The sequence below is a fragment of the Streptomyces sp. NBC_00285 genome, assembly GCF_036174265.1.
Lineage (GTDB): Bacteria > Actinomycetota > Actinomycetes > Streptomycetales > Streptomycetaceae > Streptomyces.
Genome location: NZ_CP108055.1, coordinates 9,323,950 through 9,341,734, shown reverse-complemented (window position 1 = coordinate 9,341,734; position 17,785 = coordinate 9,323,950). Strand labels below are relative to the sequence as shown.

Sequence of the window (17,785 nt, the reverse complement as noted above, 5' to 3'; positions counted from 1 at the left end):
AGGCGGTCAAATGGTTCAGCGCATTCAACTGAATGCCCGCCGTCGGGACGCTAACACTTCGAGCAAACTACGACAATGTTTCAGCCAGATCTCGTCAGACCGCGAGGTCCTGACCTCTGAAGGCCGGGCCCTCGTGGGTGCAGGTGTCTACTCCCCCAGTGGACGGAAGTCCTCCTCCTGCCACCAGGGGTAGAGGGCCGGCATGTCCTTGCTGACCAGGGCGGGAAACTCCGGCGGCCGCTTGGCGAGGAAGGACTCGACCCCCTCGACGGGGTCCGGGCCGCCGCCGATCTGGCTCATGATCCGCGAGTCGAGCCGGTGCGCCGCCATGGGGTGGGGTTCGCCGAGCATCCGCCACATCATCTGGCGGGACAGGGCCACCGAGATCGCGGAGGTGTTCTCGGCGATCTCCCGGGCGAGTGCGTACGCCGCCGGCAGCAGCTCCTCGGGAGGGTGGACGGAGCGGACCAGCCCGGCGGCCAGCGCCTCCTCGGGACCGAAGACGCGGCCCGTGGCCACCCACTCCATGGCCCGCTGCATTCCGACCGCCCGCGGCAGGAACCAGCTCGCCGCCGACTCCGGCACGATGCCGCGGCGCGCGAAGACGAAGCCGAACTTCGCCGAGGTCGACGCCAGGCGGATGTCCATGGGCAGGGTCATGCTGGCCCCGACACCGGCAGCCGGGCCGTTGATCGCCGCGATGACCGGTTTGGTGCTGGAGAAGATCCGCAGCGCGACCCGGCCACCGGTGTCCCGGTGCCAGGCGCCCGCCTTGCGGTGGTCGAAGGAGGAGCCGCCCGAGCTGACGTCCGCGCCCGCGCAGAAGCCGCGTCCGGCGCCCGTCACCACGGTCACCCGTATCCCGTCGTCCGCGTCGGCCGCGTCCAGGACGTCGAGCAGGTCCTGCATCATCTGCGGGTTGAAGGCGTTGAGCCGCTCGGGCCGGTTCAGGGTGACGGTGAGGATCCGGTCCGCCACCTCGGCCCGCACGGTCTCGTACTCCTGCTCCGCCATGCGCGTCCTCCGTCACTCCGCGGGCCAGTTCCCAGAAAGCTTAATTAGTTATAGCATTCAACTCTCATAACTGATCCTGGACGATGGCGGTGGAGATGACGGATCTGGTGGTGACGGCCGTCGGGCCGGTCCGGCTGGTCGAGTTGAACCGGCCCGAGCAGCTGAACGCGATGAGCGAGGAACTGCACACCGCCCTCGCGTCAGTGTGGGAGGAGCTCGCAGCCGACCCCGAGGCGCGGGTGATCGTGCTCACCGGGCGCGGCCGGGCGTTCAGCGCCGGCGGCAACTTCGACATCATGACCCGGGTCCAGCGCGAGAGCGCCTTCCGGGAGCAGAACGTCGACGAGGCCCGGCGGATCGTCACCGGCCTGGTTCGCTGCCCCCTCCCGGTGATCGCGGCGGTCAACGGCCCGGCCGTCGGCCTCGGTTGCAGCCTCGCCCTGCTGAGCGACCTCGTACTGATCGCCGACGACACCTACGTCGCCGACCCGCACGTCCAGGTCGGCCTCGTCGCAGGCGACGGCGGTGCCTACGTCCTGCCGCTGCTCGTGGGACTGACCCGGGCGAAGGAACTGCTGTTCCTGGGCGACCGAGTGAGCGCCGAGGACGCCGTCCGGCTGGGTATCGCCAACCGGGCCGTGCCCAGGGACAAGCTCATGGACGAGGCCATGGACCTGGCCGTACGCCTGGCCGCCCTGCCCGCGCAGGCGCTGCGCGAGACCAAGCGCGCGGTCAACCGGCACCTGGAGCAGGCCCTCGACACCGTGATGGAACCGGCCCTGCTCGCCGAGCGGGACACCATGCACGCACCTGACCACATCGCCGCGGTCGAGCGGATCATCGCCTCGCGCGGCCGACGCTGAACCCGAGCGCCGAACCAGAGCGCCGAGCAGGCGAGTCGAGCCTGAGAGGAGTACCCGGATGGACTTCGCGTTCAGCGAGGAGCAGGAGGAACTCGGGCGCACGGTACGGGCGTTCCTCGCGGACACCTCACCCGAGACGGAGGTGCGGCGCCTGATGGAGACCCCGGAGGGCTTCGACCGGGCGCTGTGGCGCCGGATGGGATCGGAGCTGGGGCTTCAGGGGCTGGCCGTACCCGAGGAGTACGGCGGGGCCGGGTGCGGGCCGGTCGAAGTGGGCGTGGTCATGGAGGAGATGGGCCGTGCGCTGCTGTGCGCGCCCTTCCTGTCCTCGGCCGTGCTCGCGACGACCACGCTGCTGCGGTGCGCCGACGAGGAGGCCCGTAAGCGCCTGCTGCCGGGGCTGGCCTCCGGCGAGCTCGTGGGGACGCTCGCCCTGACCGAGGACTCCGCCTGCTGGGACGCGACGGGAGTGCGGCTCACCGCCCGCGAGTCCGAGGGGAGTTGGGTGCTCACCGGACACAAGACGTTCGTCCTCGACGGCGCCGCCGCCGATGTCGTCCTCACCGTGGGCCGTACCGAGGACGGCATCGGCGTCTTCCTCGTGGACGGCGACGCGCCCGGTCTGACCCGGGCGCCGCTGCCCACCATGGATCCCACGCGTCGGCAGGCACGCCTCGACTACAACGGCGTACCCGCGACCCGTCTGCGGACCCACGGCGACGGCTGGGAGCTGGTCGCGGAGGTCCTGGACCGGGCCGCGGTGGCGCTGGCCGCCGAACAGGTCGGCGTGGCCTCCCGCGCGCTCGACATGGCGGTGGAGTACGCCAAGGTGCGCCACCAGTTCGGGCGGGCGATCGGCTCCTTCCAGGCCGTCAAGCACCTGCTGGCCGACGTGCTCCTGGAGGTGGAGTCGGCGCGTGCAGCCGCCCACTACGCCCTGCTCGCCGCCGAGGACCAGACCCCGGACCTGCCCGCCGTGGCGAGCCTGGCCAAGGCCTTCTGCTCCGACGCCTGTCTGCAGGCGACGGCGGAGAACATCCAGGTCCACGGCGGTATCGGCTTCACCTGGGAGCACCCGGCCCATCTGTATCTCAAGCGGGCCAAGACCTCACAACTGCTGTTCGGCGACCCGGCGTACCACCGGGAACTGCTCGCACGGCGCATCGGGCTGGACACGGTCGAAGGAGCGGCATGAAGGTCGACGGCAAACTCAACGTGTGGAGCACCGGCGAGGTGGTCGAGGAGGCGCGGCACCACGAGAAAGCCGGTTACGACGGGCTGTGGGCGTCCGAGTCCAAGCACGACCCCTTCCTGCCGCTCCTGCTCGCGGCCGAACACACCGACCGTCTGGAGATCGGTACCGCCATCGCGGTCGCCTTCGCCCGCTCCCCCATGCAACTCGCGTACACCGCACATGACTTGCAGACGTATTCCGGTGGGCGCCTCTCCCTCGGCCTCGGCAGCCAGATCAAGCCGCACATCGAGCGGCGGTTCTCGATGCCGTGGAGCCGCCCCGCGGCCCGTATGCGGGAGTACGTGAGCGCGTTGCACGCCATCTGGGCGGCCTGGAACGAGGGCGAGAAGCTCGACTTCCGCGGCGACTTCTACACGCACACCCTCATGGCCCCCTTCTTCTCCCCGCCACCCGCCACCGGCGGTGCGCCCAAGGTCTTCGTGGCGGCCGTCGGGGAGGCGATGACGCGAGTGGCGGGCGAGGTCGCGGACGGGCTCCTCGCGCACGGGTTCACCACCGAGCGCTATCTGCGGGAGGTCACGCTGCCGACCGTCAAGGCCGGCCTCGCGGCCGGCGGCCGTACCCGCGGCGACTTCTCCGTCTCCCATCTGCTGCTGACGGCGACCGGCCGCACCGAGGAGGAGATGGCCCGCGCGGTGGACGGCACCCGCCGGCAGATCGCCTTCTACGGCAGCACGCCCGCCTATCGCGGCGTCCTCGAACTGCACGGCTGGGGCGAACTCGGCGACGAGCTCAACGCGCTCTCGAAGTCGGCCCGCGAGGACAAGTGGGAGGCGATGGGCCGGCTCGTCGACGACGACGTCCTGCACACCTTCGCGGTGGTGGCGGAACCGGACCGGGTGGCGGACGAGATCCGGCGCCGGTACGGGGCACTCGTCGACCGCGTCTCCTTCTACACCGCGTACGAGATCGACGCCGAGGTGTGGGAGCCGATCGTGCAGGACCTGCGGGAGAGCTGAGCGGTCAGCCGAGCAGGTCCAGGACCGTCGTCATGGACCTGCTCCGCAACAGATAGTCCTCGGCCTCCTGGAGGTGGACGCGCCACAGTTCCTCGGCGTCCTCGGTCCGGCGCGCGGCGACCAGGTCCACGAGTGCGCCGTGGGCGCGGAAGCCCCGGCGGTTGGCCCGGATGTTCTCGGGGCTGCCGGCGTCGAGGTCGACATGGGACCAGTTCGCCTGGTCGATGATGTGGCGGACCATGCCGTTGAGCACGCCGAGCGTCTCGTTGCCGGCCAGCTCGACGACGAGGGCGTGGAACTCCATATGGGCGCGGATGAACGCCGAGGGGTCGTCCATGAGCCGCTCCGCCTCGGCGACCGCGGCCCGCAGCCGCTCCAGGTCCTCGTCCGTGCGCCGCTCGGCCAGCAGCCCGGCGCACGGCGCCTCGATGACCGTACGGGCGTCGTACACGTCCTTGAGGGTCGTTCCCCGGTACTCCAGCACCACGCCCGCGTAGCGGGCGGCCACCGTGCCCTCCGGGATCTGCACCCGGGCCCCGCCACGGGCGCCCCGGCGCACATTGATCAGCGACTCCGACTCCAGCACCCGGAACGCCTCGCGCAGGGTGGGCCGGGAGACGGCGAACTCCTCCATGAGGGCCGTCTCGGACGGCAGCGCGTCCCCCTCGGCGAGTTCGCCGCGCACGATCATCCGGCGCAGCCGTGCCGCCACCAGCTCGGCCATCTTGGGAACCCGCACCTGGACGCCGTTGATCCCGCCTCCGCCCCGTCTTCCGGTCTCACTCATCGCGGGACCACCTCCGTTTGACCGGCAGGCGCGCAGCGCGGCCCGAACCGGGTGATCCCACTGTACAACTAGATAACTATTTGAACTAGGTAATCGAGTTAGTTCGGATGAGATGGTCGGCCAGGGACAGCAACAGGTCGCGGCCGACCGACCGTTCGCGCATGTCACCCATCATCAGCGGGACGTCGGGGTCGAGATCGAGCGCCTCACGCACCTCGCCCTCGTCCCGGTCCCGGCGCCCGTGGAAGCAGTTGACTCCCACCACGAAGGGAATGCGCCGGCTCTCGAAGAAGTCGATGGACGCGAAGCTGCTCTCCAGTCTGCGGGTGTCGGCGAGGACGACCGCACCCAGCGCGCCGTGCACGAGGTCGTTCCACATGAACCAGAAGCGCTCCTGCCCGGGCGTGCCGAAGAGATAGACCACCAGGCGGGGGCTGACCATGATGCGGCCGAAGTCCATGGCGACGGTGGTGGTGGACTTGCGTTCGACGCCCTCGACGTCGTCGACGCCGACACTGGCGACGGTGAGGTACTCCTCGGTGCGCAGGGGCGCCACCTCGCTCACCGCGCCGACGAGGGTCGTCTTGCCGACGCCGAAGCCACCGGCCACAAGGATCTTGACGGCCGCGGGAGCCGCGCCGACGGCGCGTGGGGTGAGGTCAGAGTCTACGAAGGCCATCCCTCACCGCCCGAAGTAGGTTCATGTCCACGGTGCTTCCTGCCGCGACTGCGAGCGGCGGACGGGTGGTCGCCCTGCCCAGGGCTACCAGGTCGTCGATCAGTATCTTCGCCACCGAGATCGGCAGGTCCAGTCCTGCGGCGATCTCGGCGACCGCCGCCGGTGCACGGCACTGCCGCAGGATGGCGCGGTGCTCGGGTTGCAGACCGCGTGAGGACCGGCCCGGAACGTCCGGCTCGACGGTCGTGACCAGGGTGATCAAGGTGAGGTCGTCGCGGCCCGGGGCGGTGCGGCCCTGGGTGATCGTGTAGGGCCGCACCGACTGGGCATCCGCGTCGTCCGGCTCCATGCGGTCCGTCCAGTGGCTCACTCACGTACACCGCCCTCGACGGCGGGCATCACGACGCGTGTCTCCGCGCCGAGACGCCGGCCGACCTGCTGCATGAGCGTGTGCATGGCCACGGCCATCAGTTCGGCGTCCACCTCCTGGGAGGCCACGACCGCCAGGTGTGTGCCACGGCCGGCGGCGGAGATGAACAGCCACAGGTCGGCCAGCTCGACGATCACCTGGTGGACCGGCCCCCCGTCGAAGAGCGTCCCCACCCCGCGGGCCAGACTCTGCTGGCCGGTGGCCACGGCGGCGAGACGCTCGGCGTCGCCCCGGGCGATGGTGCCGGACTGGCTCACCACCAGACCGTCGTCGGACAGCACGATGGCGTGCCGGGTGCCGGGGACCTGTTCGACCAGGCCGTCCAGCAGCCAGTCGAGATCCTGATGAGTGGCGGTCGTTCGCAGCGTCATGGTCAGTCTTCCGTCGGGAAACTTCTGCGGGTCGGCAGGGCGCCGGCGGGGCCGTGGTCTGCCGTGGGGGTCGTACGCCGGGCCATCCGGGACTGCCGTTGGAAGGCACCGACGGTGGCGCCGGAACGGGCCGGCGTGGGCCGGGGGCCGGCCTCCCGCTCGTCCGAGGCGGCCCGTACGGCCGCGTCGGGGTCGCGCAGTTCGTCGGCCAGGCTGGCCTGACGCACGCGTTTGGGCAGCGGTTGCACGACATCCGGGGCGGCGGGCCGGGACGGTGCGCCGAGGGCGGCCGGTGCCAGGTGGACCGGCGGTGGGCCGAAAGGCTGGGACGGCAGAGGCCGGCGCGGTGCGCGGACCTGGTCCGCACCCGTGCCCGGCGGGCCGGACTGCTGCGGTACGGGACGCGGCGGGCCGTTCTGCAGCCTCTCCCGCAGGGCGGCCGCACCGGGCGGTGCACCACCGGTGGCAGGGCGCCGGGCGTGCGGGGCCGGACCGTGAGCCGCGCCCGGTGCCACCTCGACGGCCGACGCCACCAGGTCGGGCGCGGGCGGCCAGGAACCCACGGTCTCCTCGACGGGCTGTCCGGAGTCCTCGATGACGACCAGTTCGTCCGGGATGAGGACGACCACCCGCGTCCCGCCGAACGCCGAGGGCCGCAACTCCACCTGGATGCCCAGGCCCTGCGCGAGGCGGGCGACGACGTACAGCCCGAGCCTGACGTCGTCGGCCCGCGACATCACGTCCATGCGGGGCGGGTCGGCCATCAGCCGGTTGACCGCCTCGTACTGCCCGGCGTCCATGCCCACGCCGCGGTCCTCGATCTCCACGGCGAGACCGCGCCCCACCTGGGCGGCGTACACCTCCACGGGAGTCGGCGGCCGGGAGAAGCCGACCGCGTTCTCCATCAGCTCGGCCAGGACGTGGATGACGAGGCCGACGGCACGCTCGGACAGCCAGACGCGGCCCTGCACCTCGATCTGGATCCGCCGGTAGTCCTGCACCTCGCTCTGCGCGGAGCGCAGCACATCCAGCACCAACACCGGCTTGCGCCAGCGCCGTTGGGGCTGACCGCCACCGAGGATGACCAGGTTCTCCTCATAGCGGCGCAGCCTCGCGGTGAGGTGGTCGAGGTCGAAGAGGTCCTCCAGGATCTCGGGGTCCTCGTGCTTGCGCTCCAGTTCGCTCAGCTTCTTCATCTGCAGGCCGATGAGCAGCTGGGTGCGGCGGGCGATGCGCTGCAGGAGTTTTTCGAAACCGTGGAGCTGGCCCACCTGGGCCACCGTGGTGTCGAGGGCGGTGTGGCGGGCGAGGTTGAGGGCCCGGCCCAGCTGTCCGAGTTCGTCGCCGCCGTGCTGGATCGCCGGGAGTTCGGCGTCCGGATCGACGACCTCGCCCCGGCGCAGGCGGGCCACCACGTCCGGCAGCCGGGTCTGCAGGTCCAGTGCCGCGGTGCGCAGTGCGGAGATCCTCCGGCGCAGCATGCGGGTGAACAGGACGGTGATCAGGGCGACCACGAGCACGCCGACGGCGTTGGTGGCGCTGGTGACGATCAGCCGGGTCTCCATCGCCCGCAACTGCTTGTCGGTGGCGGCCGTCAGGGTCTTCGCGTAGGCGGCGTTGCGTACCTGGAGTTGTGTGGTGACCTGCTGGACGCTGTCGCGCCAGTTCCGCGCGGGCCCCTTGGAGAAGCGTTCCGTGTCGCCGCCGGCGGAGCCCGCAAGCGCGGCCTGTTCGACGGCGGTCTTCTTCTTCCACGCGCTGCCCGCCATGAGCGTGCGGAACTGCCGCGCCTCGTCGTCGGACAGCAGCGGCACGACCTTGTCGTCGTAGATGAACTGCTGGGCGCCGATCAAGGCGGCGAGCTGCGCCCGCTCGTCACCGGAGAGCTTGCCGCTCGCCGAGGCGTGGGTGAGCAGCGCGTCCTCGCGCGAGATCATCTCCGCGCCCCACTCCTCGTCGATGACCGGGCGCACCAGGTGGTCGATGCCGGGCAGGCCGACGGTGCTGAGTGTGTTGAACACCTTCAGGTGGCGGGAGATCAGACCCGTGTAGTTGTCGAACGTCCGCTGCGGCGAGGCGGTCCGCCCGTCGACGCCCGCGCGGTAGTCCGCCAGGTTGTGCAGGGCCCTGCCCAGGTCGACGACGTCGGCGCGGATGTCGGCCGGCGCGTTCCAACCCCTGTCGGGCAGCGCCTCCACGGCCTTGACGGCGGCGTCGGTGCGGGTCCGCTGTGCGCTCAACTGCTTCTGGTACGCGGCGGGGTCGGCCAGGGCCGCCTCGCTGAGCCGGCGTTCCTCCTGCAGGCTGAAGAAGGCGCCCAGTACCGGCCGGGCGGCCTGCGTGGACACGTCGTTGCGGTCCTGCTGGCGCCTCCAGTCGGAGTAGAGCTGCGCGGAGTCGACCGCCCACAGCGCCACCAGGGTCACGATGGGCACCAGGGCCAGGACGAGCAGGACCGTGCGCAGCGCCGGCTGCCGTCCGGCTCGGGGTTCCCGTCGGCCCGCTCTGTTCGACGCTCGCGCATGCACTGCCACTTCAGGACCTCAGCGATGCTCACAGGGGCGGGCCGCCCCATCGGGGCCCGCGCTGCGGGAGATGCTATCGCTGGAAACCGCTAACTCAATACACTTAGAGTAATCGGTGTTTAAATTATGGTGAGGTTGTGGAGCGGCCCGAGGGGCCGTTCACCTCTCCGGTACGAAGTACGGCAGCGCGATGTCGTCGGTGAGGGCGCGGAAGTCCACGCGTACGCGCATCCCGATGACCACGTCGTCCGGGTCTCCGGCATCGACGTGCGACAGGAGGGTGCCCCCGTCGTCGAGGTCGATCACGGCCAGCGCGAACGGGGTGTCGAAGCCGGGGCCGGGCGCGCGGTGCACGACGGTCACCGAGTAGACGGTCCCCCGGCCCGCGCTGGGCGCGTACCGCCAGTCCCGCGCCATGCATCCGGGGCAGGCGGGCTCGGGAACGAAGAAGCGCAGACCGCAGGCGGAGCACTGCGGGACGACCAGCTCGCCGCGCCGGGCCGCGTCCCAGAACGGCCGGGACAGGTCGGTGGGGACGGGGACGGGCCTGCTCATCGCATCCTCCCGAGGACGCTCATCTCGTAGTGCTGGGCTCCCGAGCCGGCGTTCCCGACCACCGCCAGCTCCGCGCGCTCGACCTGGTGCACCGCGGTGCCGCGCAACTGCCGTACGGCTTCCACGACTTTGAGGGTCATCTGCTGTGTCCCGTTCCAGGCGTACGAAAGGCAGCCGCCGTCCGGGTTGACGGGATGCTTTCCGCCGACGGCGATGGCTCCGCTCGCGGCGAGAGGGCCGCCCTCCCCCTCCCCGCACAGTCCGAGGATCTCCAACTGTCGGATGATCTCGAATGAGTTGGGGTCGTAGAGGGAGAAGACGTCCACGTCGTGCGGGCCGACCCCGGCCATCGCGTAGGCGCGGGTGGCGGCGTCCCGGCCGAGCTGTCCGACCTCCCGGTGCAGCGCCGGGTTGGCGTAGGCGGCCTGGTGGTACTCCATGCCGCCGCCGAGCACGGCGACGGGCGGGTGCGGCAGGTCGCGGGCGCGTTCGGCGGTGGTCACGACGAGTGCGGCGCCGCCCTCGCCGACGATGCAGCAGTCCAGCAGATGGAAGGGGGTGGCCACCATGCGGGAGGCGAGGACGTCGTCGGCGGTGTACGGGCCGCGGCCGTACATCATCGCCTCCGGGTTGGTGCTGCCGTTGTTGCGGATGGTGGCGGCGACCTCCGCGAGCTGGCGGGAGGTCGTTCCGTACTCGTGCATGTGCCGTGCGGCCACCAGTGCGAACTGGGCCACGACATAACTGCCCCACACATCGGCGAACTCCAGCGGCGTCCCGGCCCCGACCGGGCCCGCCCCGCGCGCGACCAGCTTGCAGCCGCCGACCACCACGGTGTCCGCGAACCCGGCCCGGACGGCTGCCGCCGCCTTCAGCAGGCCCCGCGAGCCCGCGTTGTCGAGCATCGAGTCGCTGGTCCAGCGCAGGTCCCGGCCCAGCATCCGCGCCCAGGAGCTGCCCTCGCCGGGCACGCCGCCCGGGCCGGGCCAGTCGACCTGGGCGCCGTCGACGTCGGCCGGGGTCAGTCCGGCGTCGTCGAGCGCCCCGCGTACGGCGTCGAGAGCCAGGTCCATGGCGTCCCGGTCCGGGAGGGACAGGGCCTGCTCGGTGGCGTACACGCCCACGATGACCGGCAGACGGCCGTCCGCCGGGTTCATCGTCCGGCGCCGAGCGTGTCGCCGCCGGGGTAGCCGCCCCCGCCGAAGCGCTCGTCGAGCGCCTCGTAGTCCTTCGCGTAGTCCTTGGTGCGCGGCAGCGCCTCGACGAACTCCACCGTCTTCGGTTTCTTGTACGAGGCGATCCGCGCCCGGCAGTGCTCGATGACGTCCGCCGCGGTGACCGGCTCGGCGCCCGGGGTCAGTACGACGACCGCCTTGACGTCCTGTGCCCAGCGCTCGTTGGGCACACCGATCACGGCGGCCTCCCTGACCCCGGGGTGCGCCTCGATGCAGTTCTCGACCTCGGCGGGGAAGATGTTCTCGGCCGCCGACTTGAGCATGCGGGTGGTCGTCCCGAGGAAGCTGATCGTGCCGTCCGCCTCACGTCGTCCGAGGTCGGTGGTGTGCCACCAGCCGAAGCGGAAGCGTTCCTCGTTGATCTGCGGCCGGTTCCAGTAGCCGAGGTGCACGAGGTCGCCGCGGACGCAGATCTCGCCGGCCACCCCGACCGCACACTCCTCACCGGTGCCGTCCAGGACGCGTACGGCGGTGAAGGGGCCGGGGCGTCCCGCGTTGCCGGTGCCCGAGCCGCCGTAGGCACCGGTCACGGCGAAGCCGGTCACCTCGGTCTGCCCGTAGCCGCGGCCCTCGCCGCCGCCGTTGCGGGTGAAGCGGCTGGTGTCGGTGGGCACGGTGCCCTGCCACAGCGGTGCGGCGACACTCGCCCGCAGATGGGAGAGGTCGTGTCCGGCCTCGCGGTTCAGTGCGACGAGCTGGGCGATGGTCGGCGGCATCAGATACGCGTGGGTGCACTGTTCCGCCGCCAGCAGCGGGAGCAGTTCCTCGGCGACGACGCGACGGACGATGACGTTCTTGCCGCCGTGGACGAAGGCCGGGACGCCCCAGAACTGGTAGTTGCCGATGTGGAACATGGGTCCGGCGCCGAGGAAGGCGGTCTCGGTGCCGATGTCCCCCATCCAGGCGGCGCTCGCGCCCATGGCGAGGAGGTTGCGGTGCGAGAGCATCGAGCCGGACTGCCGTCCGGAGATCGCCGCCGTGTAGATGACCAGCAGCGCGGAGTCAGGATCCACCTCGTTGCCGGCGGCCGGGCCCTCGGGGGAGCCGGCGGCGAGGAACGACTCGTAGGAGCCGTCTTCCGTCGCGCTCTGCGTGTCGTGCCGCAGCCACAACGCCCGGTGGTCGGTGCCCAGTTCGGCTCGTGCCTTGCGTACGGTGTCGCCGATCTCCTCGTCCTGCCAGACCACGACCCGGGGGTCGAAGTCCTCGACGGCGAACGCCATTTCGGGGGCCGCCCAGCGCCAGTAGCCGGGGCAGACCATGGCGCCGATCTTCGCGGCGGCGCCGAGCAGCTCCCAGATACGGAAGGAGTTCTGGCCCAGCCACAGGATGCGGTCGCCGGAGCCGACGCCCGCTTCCGTGAGGGCGTCGGCGAGTCGGTTGGTGCGTTCGTCGAGCTGCGGCCAGGTCAGCCGGATGTCACCGTCGACGAGGGCGACACCGTCGGGGTAGGACCTGCGGTGCTCGCGGATGAGGTCGCCGAACGTCAGGCGGCGGGCGGAGTGCATGCTGTGGGCTCCAGAGGCTTCTTGAAGAACGCTCGAAGATGTGAGGCTCCGTCAGGCCCGGCCGACGCCGACGCCCTTGACGTGGATGAACTCCTCCAGTCCGGCCCGGCCGCCTTCCCGTCCGAAGCCACTGATGCCGACGCCCCCGAAGGGCGTGGCCGGCGAAGTGATCGGGTTGGGGCCGGGGTTGACGTAGACCGTCCCGGCCTTCAGTCGCGGCACCAGACGGTTGACGCGGCCGATGTCGCGGGACTGGATGTACGCGGACAGTCCGTACTCGGTGTCGTTGGCGAGGGCGACGGCCTCGTCCTCCGTATCGAAGGGGGTGAGGGCGAGGACCGGGCCGAAGATCTCCTGCTGGGCGAGGTCGCTGCGGTTGTCGACGTCGGCGAAGACGGTCGGGGTGACGAACCAGCCGTCGGAGCCGATGCGTTCACCGCCGTGCACGAGGCGGCCCGCCCCGTCCTGCACGGCCTTGTCGATCATGGTCTGGACCCGGTCGCGGGCGGCTTCGCTGATCAGAGGCCCCACATAGGTCGTCGGGTCGAGGGGGTCGCCCACGGGCAGGTGGGCGACCACGGCGGCGACGCGCGCGACGACCTCGTCGTAGACCGGGCGCTCGACCAGCAGCCGGGTGGGCAGTGCGCAGCCCTGGCCGGTGTTGCTCATGGCGAAGGCCGCGCAGTACGGCACCACGGTGTCGAGGTCGGTGTCGGCGAAGAGGAGGTTGGCGGACTTGCCGCCCAGCTCGAACAGGACGGGCTTGAGGCTCTGGGCGGCACTCGCCATGATGCGGCGCGCGGTGGCCGGACCGCCCGTGAAGGAGATCTTGTCGACACCGGGGTGCGAGACCAGCGCCTCGCCCGCGTCCCCGAGCCCGGTGACGACATTGATCACCCCGTCGGGTATGCCCGCCTCCCGGGCCAGGTCGGCGAAGAGCAGCGCGGAGAACGGGGTGGACTCGGCCGGTTTGATGACCACGGTGTTGCCTGCCGCGAGGGAGGGCGGGACCTTCATCGCCAGGGACAGGGCGGGCGAGTTCCAGGTGATGATGTGGCCGATGACGCCGTACGGCTCGGCGAGTGTGTACTCGACGTTCTCGTGCGGGCTGTAGGCCGCGCCGACCATGCCCTCGATCTTGTCCGCCCAGCCGGCGTAGTACTCGGTCCACTCGGCGACGTGGGGTCCGACGTTGTCGGCCCAGCCGCCGATGCAGACACCGTTCTCCAGGGGACAGATCGCCGCGAAGTCGGGGATGTGGTCGCGCAGCAGTCCGGCGAAGCGGGTGAGCAGGCGGCGGCGCTCGGCGGGCCGCATGGTGCCCCACACCTCGAAGGCCTGGCGGGCGGCGGCCACGGCCTGGTCCACCTCGGTGGGCCCGGCGAGCGGGATCAAAGCCTGGACGAGGCCGGTCGCGGGGTTGACGTGCTCGTACAGCCCGCCGCTCGGGTCGTGGAGATCCTTGCCCCCGATGACGAGCCGGGGGCGCGGCAGGTCCCGCTCGGCCCGATCCTGGTGCAGCTTCACGTCGACCGTGACCACGGTGCCTCCTGGAGCCCGGTACCCTCACATCCGTACAGCTTAAATAGATAACCTATTTAGCCGAACCAATCAATGGCGAAGGATCGTCGTCCTTCACAGACCCAGCGACCGTCCGACGATCTCCTGCATGATCTCCGAGGTGCCGCCGAACACCCGCTGCACCCGGCTGTCCCGCCAGATCCGGGCGATCTCGTACTCGTTGACGTAGCCGTAGCCGCCGAAGAGCTGCATGCAGCGGTCGATGACCGCCCAGCCGGTCTCCGTGGTCCAGTACTTGGCGGCGGCGGCCTCCTCGGGCGTCAGCTCGCCCTCGAACAGGGCCATGATGCAGCCGTCCAGATAGACCCGGGCGACGCCCAGCTTGGCCTTGATGTCGGCGAGGGCGAACCTGTTGGCCTGGAACCCGCCGATGGCGCGGCCGAAGGCGGTGCGGTCCTTGGCGTACTCCAGCGCGCACTCGAAGGCCCGCTCGGCGGAGGCGAGCGCGGCGACCGCGATGGCGAGCCGCTCGGTCGGGAGGTTGCCCATCATGTGGTAGAAACCGCGCCCCTCCTGGCCGAGGAGGTTGTCGGCGGGGACCCGGACCTCGCGGAAGAAGAGTTCGGCGGTGTCCTGGGCCTTCATGCCGACCTTGTCGAGCTTGCGGCCGCGCTCGAAGCCCTCGGCACCGCGTTCGACGACGATCAGACTGATGCCCTTGTGCCCGGCGTCGGGGTCGGTCTTGCAGGCGACGATGACCAGGTCGGCCAGGATGCCGTTGGTGATGAAGGTCTTGGAGCCGTCGATCACCCACTCGTCACCGTCCCTGCGGGCGGTGGTGCGGATGCCCTTGAGATCGGATCCGGCGGACGGCTCGGACAGCGCGAGCGCGCAGATCGTCTCGCCGCTGATCACGCCCGGCAGCCAACGGGCCTTCTGCTGCGGGGTGGTGAGGTTCATCAGATAGGGCGGGATGACGTCGTTCTGCAGACCGAGGCCGATGCCCACCGCGCCCGTGGCCGCCATCTCCTCGGCCATGATCGCGTTGTAGCGGAAGTCCCGGATCCCCTGACCGCCGTACTCCTCGGGGAACTGCCAGCCGATGAGTCCGGCCTTGCCCGCGGCCGCCCACGCGGCACGGCTGACCTGCCCCTCGCGCTCCCACTCCTCGGTGTGCGGGACGCATTCCCGCAGGTAGTAGGCACGGGCGGTCTCACGGAACAGGTCGTGCTCCTCGGTGAAGATCGTACGGCGCATCCTCGGCTCCACTCCTGCATCCCACACGGTCTGCATCTCGCTTATTCAGCTGAAGTAGTTATACGATAGCGCTGTTTCTGGACCTGGGCGAGGGAGGACGCGTGAGCGTACGGGACAAGGTGGCACTGGTCACCGGAGCGGGACGGGGCATCGGCGAGGCGATCGCCGACGCCCTGGCCGCCGCCGGAGCCTCGGTCGCCGTCTGTGACGTGGACGCGGAGGCCGCCGGGAAGGTCGCGGCCGGACTCGCCGAGCGGCACGGGGCGCGGGTGCTGGCGGTCGGCGCGGACATCCGTGACGGGGCGGCCGTACGCGCGACCGTCGAGCGGGTGGGCGCCGAACTCGGTCCGGTGGACGTGCTGGTCAACAACGCGGCCGTCGACGTCATCGGCCGGTTCGTCGACAGCGACGAGGAGACCTGGGACCGGATCATCGCCGTCAACCTGCGGGGGACGATCACGATGACGCGGGCGGTGCTCGACCCGATGATCGAGCGCGGCGGCGGCCGGATCGTCCACATCGCCTCGGACGCGGGCCGGGTCGGCTCGTCCGGCGAGGTCGTGTACTCCGCGACGAAGGGCGGCGTCATCGCCTTCGGCAAGGCCCTCGCCCGTGAGGTCGCCCGGTACGGGATCACCGTGAACAGCGTCTGCCCCGGCCCGACCGACACCGCGTTGCTCGGGCAGGTCGCCGAGTACAGCCAGAAGATGTACGACGCGACCGTGCGGGCCATCCCGCTGCGCCGCGTCGCCCGGCCCACCGAGATCGCCGACATGGTGGCCTTCCTCGCCTCCGACAGCGCCGCCTACGTGACCGGGCAGACGCTCTCGGTCAGCGGCGGCCTGACGATGGTGTGAGGTGAGTGACGTGTTGCGTGTCGAACTCCGCGACCAGATAGCCGTGTTGACCCTCGACCGGCCCGAACGGCTCAATGCCGTCGGGACCGAGACCGTGAACCGGCTCACGCAGGCCCTGAACGACATCCGCGACAACGACGACGTACGTGCCGTGGTGCTGGCGGGGGCGGGCCGGGCCTTCTCGGCCGGCGCCGACATCGGGGAGATCGAGTCGTGCACGGCACCCGGACAGTTCCGGGCGTTCGTGGGGCGCCTGACGGACGCGTACGCGCTCCTGGAGGACTTCCCGAAGCCCTCGGTCGCCGCCGTCCACGGGTTCGCCTTCGGAGGCGGTCTGGAGCTGGCGCTCGCCTGTGACCTGCGGGTCGCGGAGCGCGGCACGCGGCTCGGCCTGCCCGAGATGAAGCTGGGCGTCCTGCCGGGCGCGGGCGGTACCCAGCGGCTCCCGCGCCTGCTGCCACCGGCGATCGCCAAGCAGATGATCCTCACCGGCGAGCCGATCGACGCGGAACGCGCCTGGCAGCTCGGCCTGGTCAACGAACTGGCCGAGCCCGGCGGGGCGCTCGCCGCCGCCGAGAAGCTGGCCGCAGGCCTGGCCGCCGGGGCACCGCTCGCGCTCGCGGCGGGCAAGCGGCTGATCGACCACGGACTCGGCATGGACCTCACGACGGCTATCGCCTACGAGCGGGAGACCGTCACGGTGCTGTTCTCCACCGAGGACCGGGCCGAGGGTCTCAAGGCCTTCCGGGACCGCCGCCCCGGCGAGTTCCGCGGCGTGTAGCGAACCGTCCCTGACAGATGTGGAGGTGGGCCGTGCGGCCTTTGGAAGGCGTTTCCGTCGTGGAGCTGGGCATGTGGGTGGCGGCTCCCGCCGCGGCCACCATGCTGGCCGACTGGGGTGCGGACGTGATCAAGGTGGAGGCGCCGGCCGGCGACCCGAACCGGTACACGCTCAAGCACGTCGGCCAGGAGGTGGACAGCGAGCCGCCGTTCGAGACGGACAACCGCGGCAAGCGCGGAATCGTCCTCGACCTGCGCTCGCCGGACGGCAAGGACGTACTGGAACGGCTGCTGGAACGCGCCGACGTCTTCGTCACCAACCTCCGCCCCGGCGCGCTGGAGCGGCTGGGGCTGGCCCCCGACGACCTGCGCGTCCGCCATCCCCGCCTGGTCGTCGGCACGTTGACGGGCTACGGCTGGACAGGGGAGGAACGCGACCGGGCCGGGTACGACGTCTCGGCCTTCTGGGCCCGGCCCGGCATCGCCGGCATGCTCAACCCGGCCGGTGAGCCACCACCCGGAATCCGCCCGGGACTCGGTGACCGCACCGCCGCCTCCAACCTGGTGGCGGGCGTACTGGCCGCGTTGCTGCGCCGCGAACGCACGGGCGAGGGCGGCGTGGTGGACGTGTCGCTGCTGCGGTCCGGCACCTACGCCAACGGCAACGACCTCGCCCTGCAGAACTTCTTCGGCAAGCGCGGCCGTACCCGGCACCGCAGCGAGCACGAGTCCCCCCTCTACAACTCCTACCGGGCCGCCGACGACCGCTGGTTCTGGCTGGTCGGTCTGGAGGGCAACCGGCACTGGCCGGGTGTGATCAAGGCGCTGGGCCGCCCGGAACTGGCGACGGACGAGCGGTTCGCGACCGGCAGGGCCCGGCGTGGCCACGTACGCGAGCTGATCGCCGTGTTCGACGAGGAGTTCGGACGGCTGCCGCTGGCCGAGTGGGCGGTCCGGTTCGATGCCGAGGGCGTGTGGTGGGCGCCCGTGCAGACCCTGGCGGAGGTGTCCGCCGATCCACAGGCGATCGCCGTCGGGGCGTTCGTCGAGCAGCCCGGTATGGGCGAGGGGCCGCCGCTGCGGACGGTGGCCACGCCGGTGAGCTTCTGGGGCGTGGACGACAAGCCACGCTCCGGCGCGCCGACGCTCGGCGAACACACCGACGACGTGCTCCGCGAACTCAACTGAC

The 17,785-nt window shown here is 71.1% G+C and carries 17 protein-coding genes; 6 read left to right on the top strand and 11 right to left on the bottom strand.

From position 1 onward, the window contains the following. Positions 1-147: 147 nt before the first annotated feature. Positions 148-1,014, bottom strand: a complete 867-nt coding sequence (locus tag OHT57_RS42810) for a crotonase/enoyl-CoA hydratase family protein (RefSeq protein ID WP_328752353.1) — start codon at positions 1,012-1,014, stop codon at positions 148-150. Between the two features lie 95 nt (positions 1,015-1,109). On the opposite strand from OHT57_RS42810, the gene OHT57_RS42805 reads away from it, so the two are divergent. Genes OHT57_RS42805 through OHT57_RS42795 form a run of 3 tightly spaced genes read left to right on the top strand, consistent with a single transcriptional unit; the run spans position 1,110 to position 4,091 of the window. Beyond that, complete coding sequence (locus OHT57_RS42805) at positions 1,110-1,877, top strand: enoyl-CoA hydratase/isomerase family protein (protein WP_328752352.1); 768 nt, start codon at positions 1,110-1,112, stop codon at positions 1,875-1,877. A 58-nt stretch (positions 1,878-1,935) separates the two neighbouring features. Then, positions 1,936-3,072 (top strand): acyl-CoA dehydrogenase family protein, encoded by a 1,137-nt coding sequence (locus OHT57_RS42800; RefSeq protein WP_328752351.1) that lies wholly within the window; start codon positions 1,936-1,938, stop codon positions 3,070-3,072. Then, positions 3,069-4,091 (top strand): LLM class F420-dependent oxidoreductase, encoded by a 1,023-nt coding sequence (locus tag OHT57_RS42795; RefSeq protein ID WP_328752350.1) that lies wholly within the window; start codon positions 3,069-3,071, stop codon positions 4,089-4,091. Before OHT57_RS42800 ends, OHT57_RS42795 begins: the two co-directional genes overlap by 4 nt. Before the next feature lie 4 nt (positions 4,092-4,095). On the opposite strand, the gene OHT57_RS42790 is transcribed toward OHT57_RS42795, so the two are convergent. The 10 genes from OHT57_RS42790 to OHT57_RS42745 form a co-directional block, all read right to left on the bottom strand. Next, entirely contained in the window at positions 4,096-4,878 is a 783-nt protein-coding gene (locus tag OHT57_RS42790) for a FadR/GntR family transcriptional regulator (RefSeq protein ID WP_328752349.1), read from the bottom strand. Between the two features lie 85 nt (positions 4,879-4,963). Beyond that, positions 4,964-5,557: a GTP-binding protein gene (locus OHT57_RS42785; protein WP_328752348.1), complete on the bottom strand. Its 594-nt coding sequence runs from the start codon at positions 5,555-5,557 to the stop codon at positions 4,964-4,966. Further along, positions 5,538-5,906: a DUF742 domain-containing protein gene (locus OHT57_RS42780; protein ID WP_328753489.1), complete on the bottom strand. Its 369-nt coding sequence runs from the start codon at positions 5,904-5,906 to the stop codon at positions 5,538-5,540. Before OHT57_RS42780 ends, OHT57_RS42785 begins: the two co-directional genes overlap by 20 nt. Positions 5,907-5,923: 17 nt before the next feature. Next, positions 5,924-6,358 carry a roadblock/LC7 domain-containing protein gene (locus tag OHT57_RS42775; protein ID WP_328752347.1) on the bottom strand — a complete coding sequence of 145 codons (435 nt, stop codon included), beginning with the start codon at positions 6,356-6,358 and terminating at the stop codon, positions 5,924-5,926. A gap of 2 nt (positions 6,359-6,360) precedes the next feature. Then, positions 6,361-8,892, bottom strand: a complete 2,532-nt coding sequence (locus tag OHT57_RS42770; RefSeq protein WP_328752346.1) for a sensor histidine kinase — start codon at positions 8,890-8,892, stop codon at positions 6,361-6,363. Between the two features lie 150 nt (positions 8,893-9,042). Continuing rightward, on the bottom strand, positions 9,043-9,438 hold the full coding sequence (locus tag OHT57_RS42765) for a Zn-ribbon domain-containing OB-fold protein (protein ID WP_328752345.1): 396 nt from the start codon (positions 9,436-9,438) through the stop codon (positions 9,043-9,045). After that, positions 9,435-10,595: a thiolase family protein gene (locus OHT57_RS42760; protein WP_328752344.1), complete on the bottom strand. Its 1,161-nt coding sequence runs from the start codon at positions 10,593-10,595 to the stop codon at positions 9,435-9,437. Before OHT57_RS42760 ends, OHT57_RS42765 begins: the two co-directional genes overlap by 4 nt. Continuing rightward, on the bottom strand, positions 10,592-12,181 hold the full coding sequence (locus tag OHT57_RS42755) for an AMP-binding protein (RefSeq protein ID WP_328752343.1): 1,590 nt from the start codon (positions 12,179-12,181) through the stop codon (positions 10,592-10,594). The genes OHT57_RS42760 and OHT57_RS42755 overlap by 4 nt, the downstream gene beginning before the upstream one ends. Positions 12,182-12,232: 51 nt before the next feature. Beyond that, positions 12,233-13,723: an aldehyde dehydrogenase family protein gene (locus tag OHT57_RS42750; RefSeq protein ID WP_328752342.1), complete on the bottom strand. Its 1,491-nt coding sequence runs from the start codon at positions 13,721-13,723 to the stop codon at positions 12,233-12,235. A 93-nt stretch (positions 13,724-13,816) separates the two neighbouring features. Then, entirely contained in the window at positions 13,817-14,959 is a 1,143-nt protein-coding gene (locus OHT57_RS42745) for an acyl-CoA dehydrogenase family protein (protein ID WP_328752341.1), read from the bottom strand. 101 nt (positions 14,960-15,060) lie between these two features. On the opposite strand from OHT57_RS42745, the gene OHT57_RS42740 reads away from it, so the two are divergent. The 3 genes from OHT57_RS42740 to OHT57_RS42730 are packed head-to-tail and all read left to right on the top strand — an operon-like array spanning position 15,061 to position 17,784. Beyond that, positions 15,061-15,816, top strand: coding sequence for an SDR family NAD(P)-dependent oxidoreductase (locus OHT57_RS42740; protein ID WP_328752340.1), 756 nt, complete (start codon positions 15,061-15,063; stop codon positions 15,814-15,816). Between the two features lies 1 nt (position 15,817). Continuing rightward, positions 15,818-16,597 carry an enoyl-CoA hydratase/isomerase family protein gene (locus OHT57_RS42735; protein WP_328752339.1) on the top strand — a complete coding sequence of 260 codons (780 nt, stop codon included), beginning with the start codon at positions 15,818-15,820 and terminating at the stop codon, positions 16,595-16,597. A 32-nt stretch (positions 16,598-16,629) separates the two neighbouring features. Next, entirely contained in the window at positions 16,630-17,784 is a 1,155-nt protein-coding gene (locus OHT57_RS42730; RefSeq protein WP_328752338.1) for a CaiB/BaiF CoA transferase family protein, read from the top strand. The last annotated feature ends 1 nt before the right edge of the window (position 17,785 follow it).

Bases quoted from the DNA above. Each gene is read 5' to 3' on its own strand.
- OHT57_RS42780 (WP_328753489.1), bottom strand. From the start codon at position 5,906: ATGGAGCCGGACGACGCGGATGCCCAGTCGGTGCGGCCCTACACGATC.
- OHT57_RS42755 (WP_328752343.1), bottom strand. From the start codon at position 12,181: ATGCACTCCGCCCGCCGCCTGACGTTCGGCGACCTCATCCGCGAGCAC.
- OHT57_RS42775 (WP_328752347.1), bottom strand. From the start codon at position 6,358: ATGACGCTGCGAACGACCGCCACTCATCAGGATCTCGACTGGCTGCTG.
- OHT57_RS42785 (WP_328752348.1), bottom strand. From the start codon at position 5,557: ATGGCCTTCGTAGACTCTGACCTCACCCCACGCGCCGTCGGCGCGGCT.
- OHT57_RS42795 (WP_328752350.1), top strand. From the start codon at position 3,069: ATGAAGGTCGACGGCAAACTCAACGTGTGGAGCACCGGCGAGGTGGTC.
- OHT57_RS42810 (WP_328752353.1), bottom strand. From the start codon at position 1,014: ATGGCGGAGCAGGAGTACGAGACCGTGCGGGCCGAGGTGGCGGACCGG.
- OHT57_RS42800 (WP_328752351.1), top strand. From the start codon at position 1,936: ATGGACTTCGCGTTCAGCGAGGAGCAGGAGGAACTCGGGCGCACGGTA.
- OHT57_RS42790 (WP_328752349.1), bottom strand. From the start codon at position 4,878: ATGAGTGAGACCGGAAGACGGGGCGGAGGCGGGATCAACGGCGTCCAG.
- OHT57_RS42745 (WP_328752341.1), bottom strand. From the start codon at position 14,959: ATGCGCCGTACGATCTTCACCGAGGAGCACGACCTGTTCCGTGAGACC.
- OHT57_RS42765 (WP_328752345.1), bottom strand. From the start codon at position 9,438: ATGAGCAGGCCCGTCCCCGTCCCCACCGACCTGTCCCGGCCGTTCTGG.
- OHT57_RS42805 (WP_328752352.1), top strand. From the start codon at position 1,110: ATGACGGATCTGGTGGTGACGGCCGTCGGGCCGGTCCGGCTGGTCGAG.
- OHT57_RS42760 (WP_328752344.1), bottom strand. From the start codon at position 10,595: ATGAACCCGGCGGACGGCCGTCTGCCGGTCATCGTGGGCGTGTACGCC.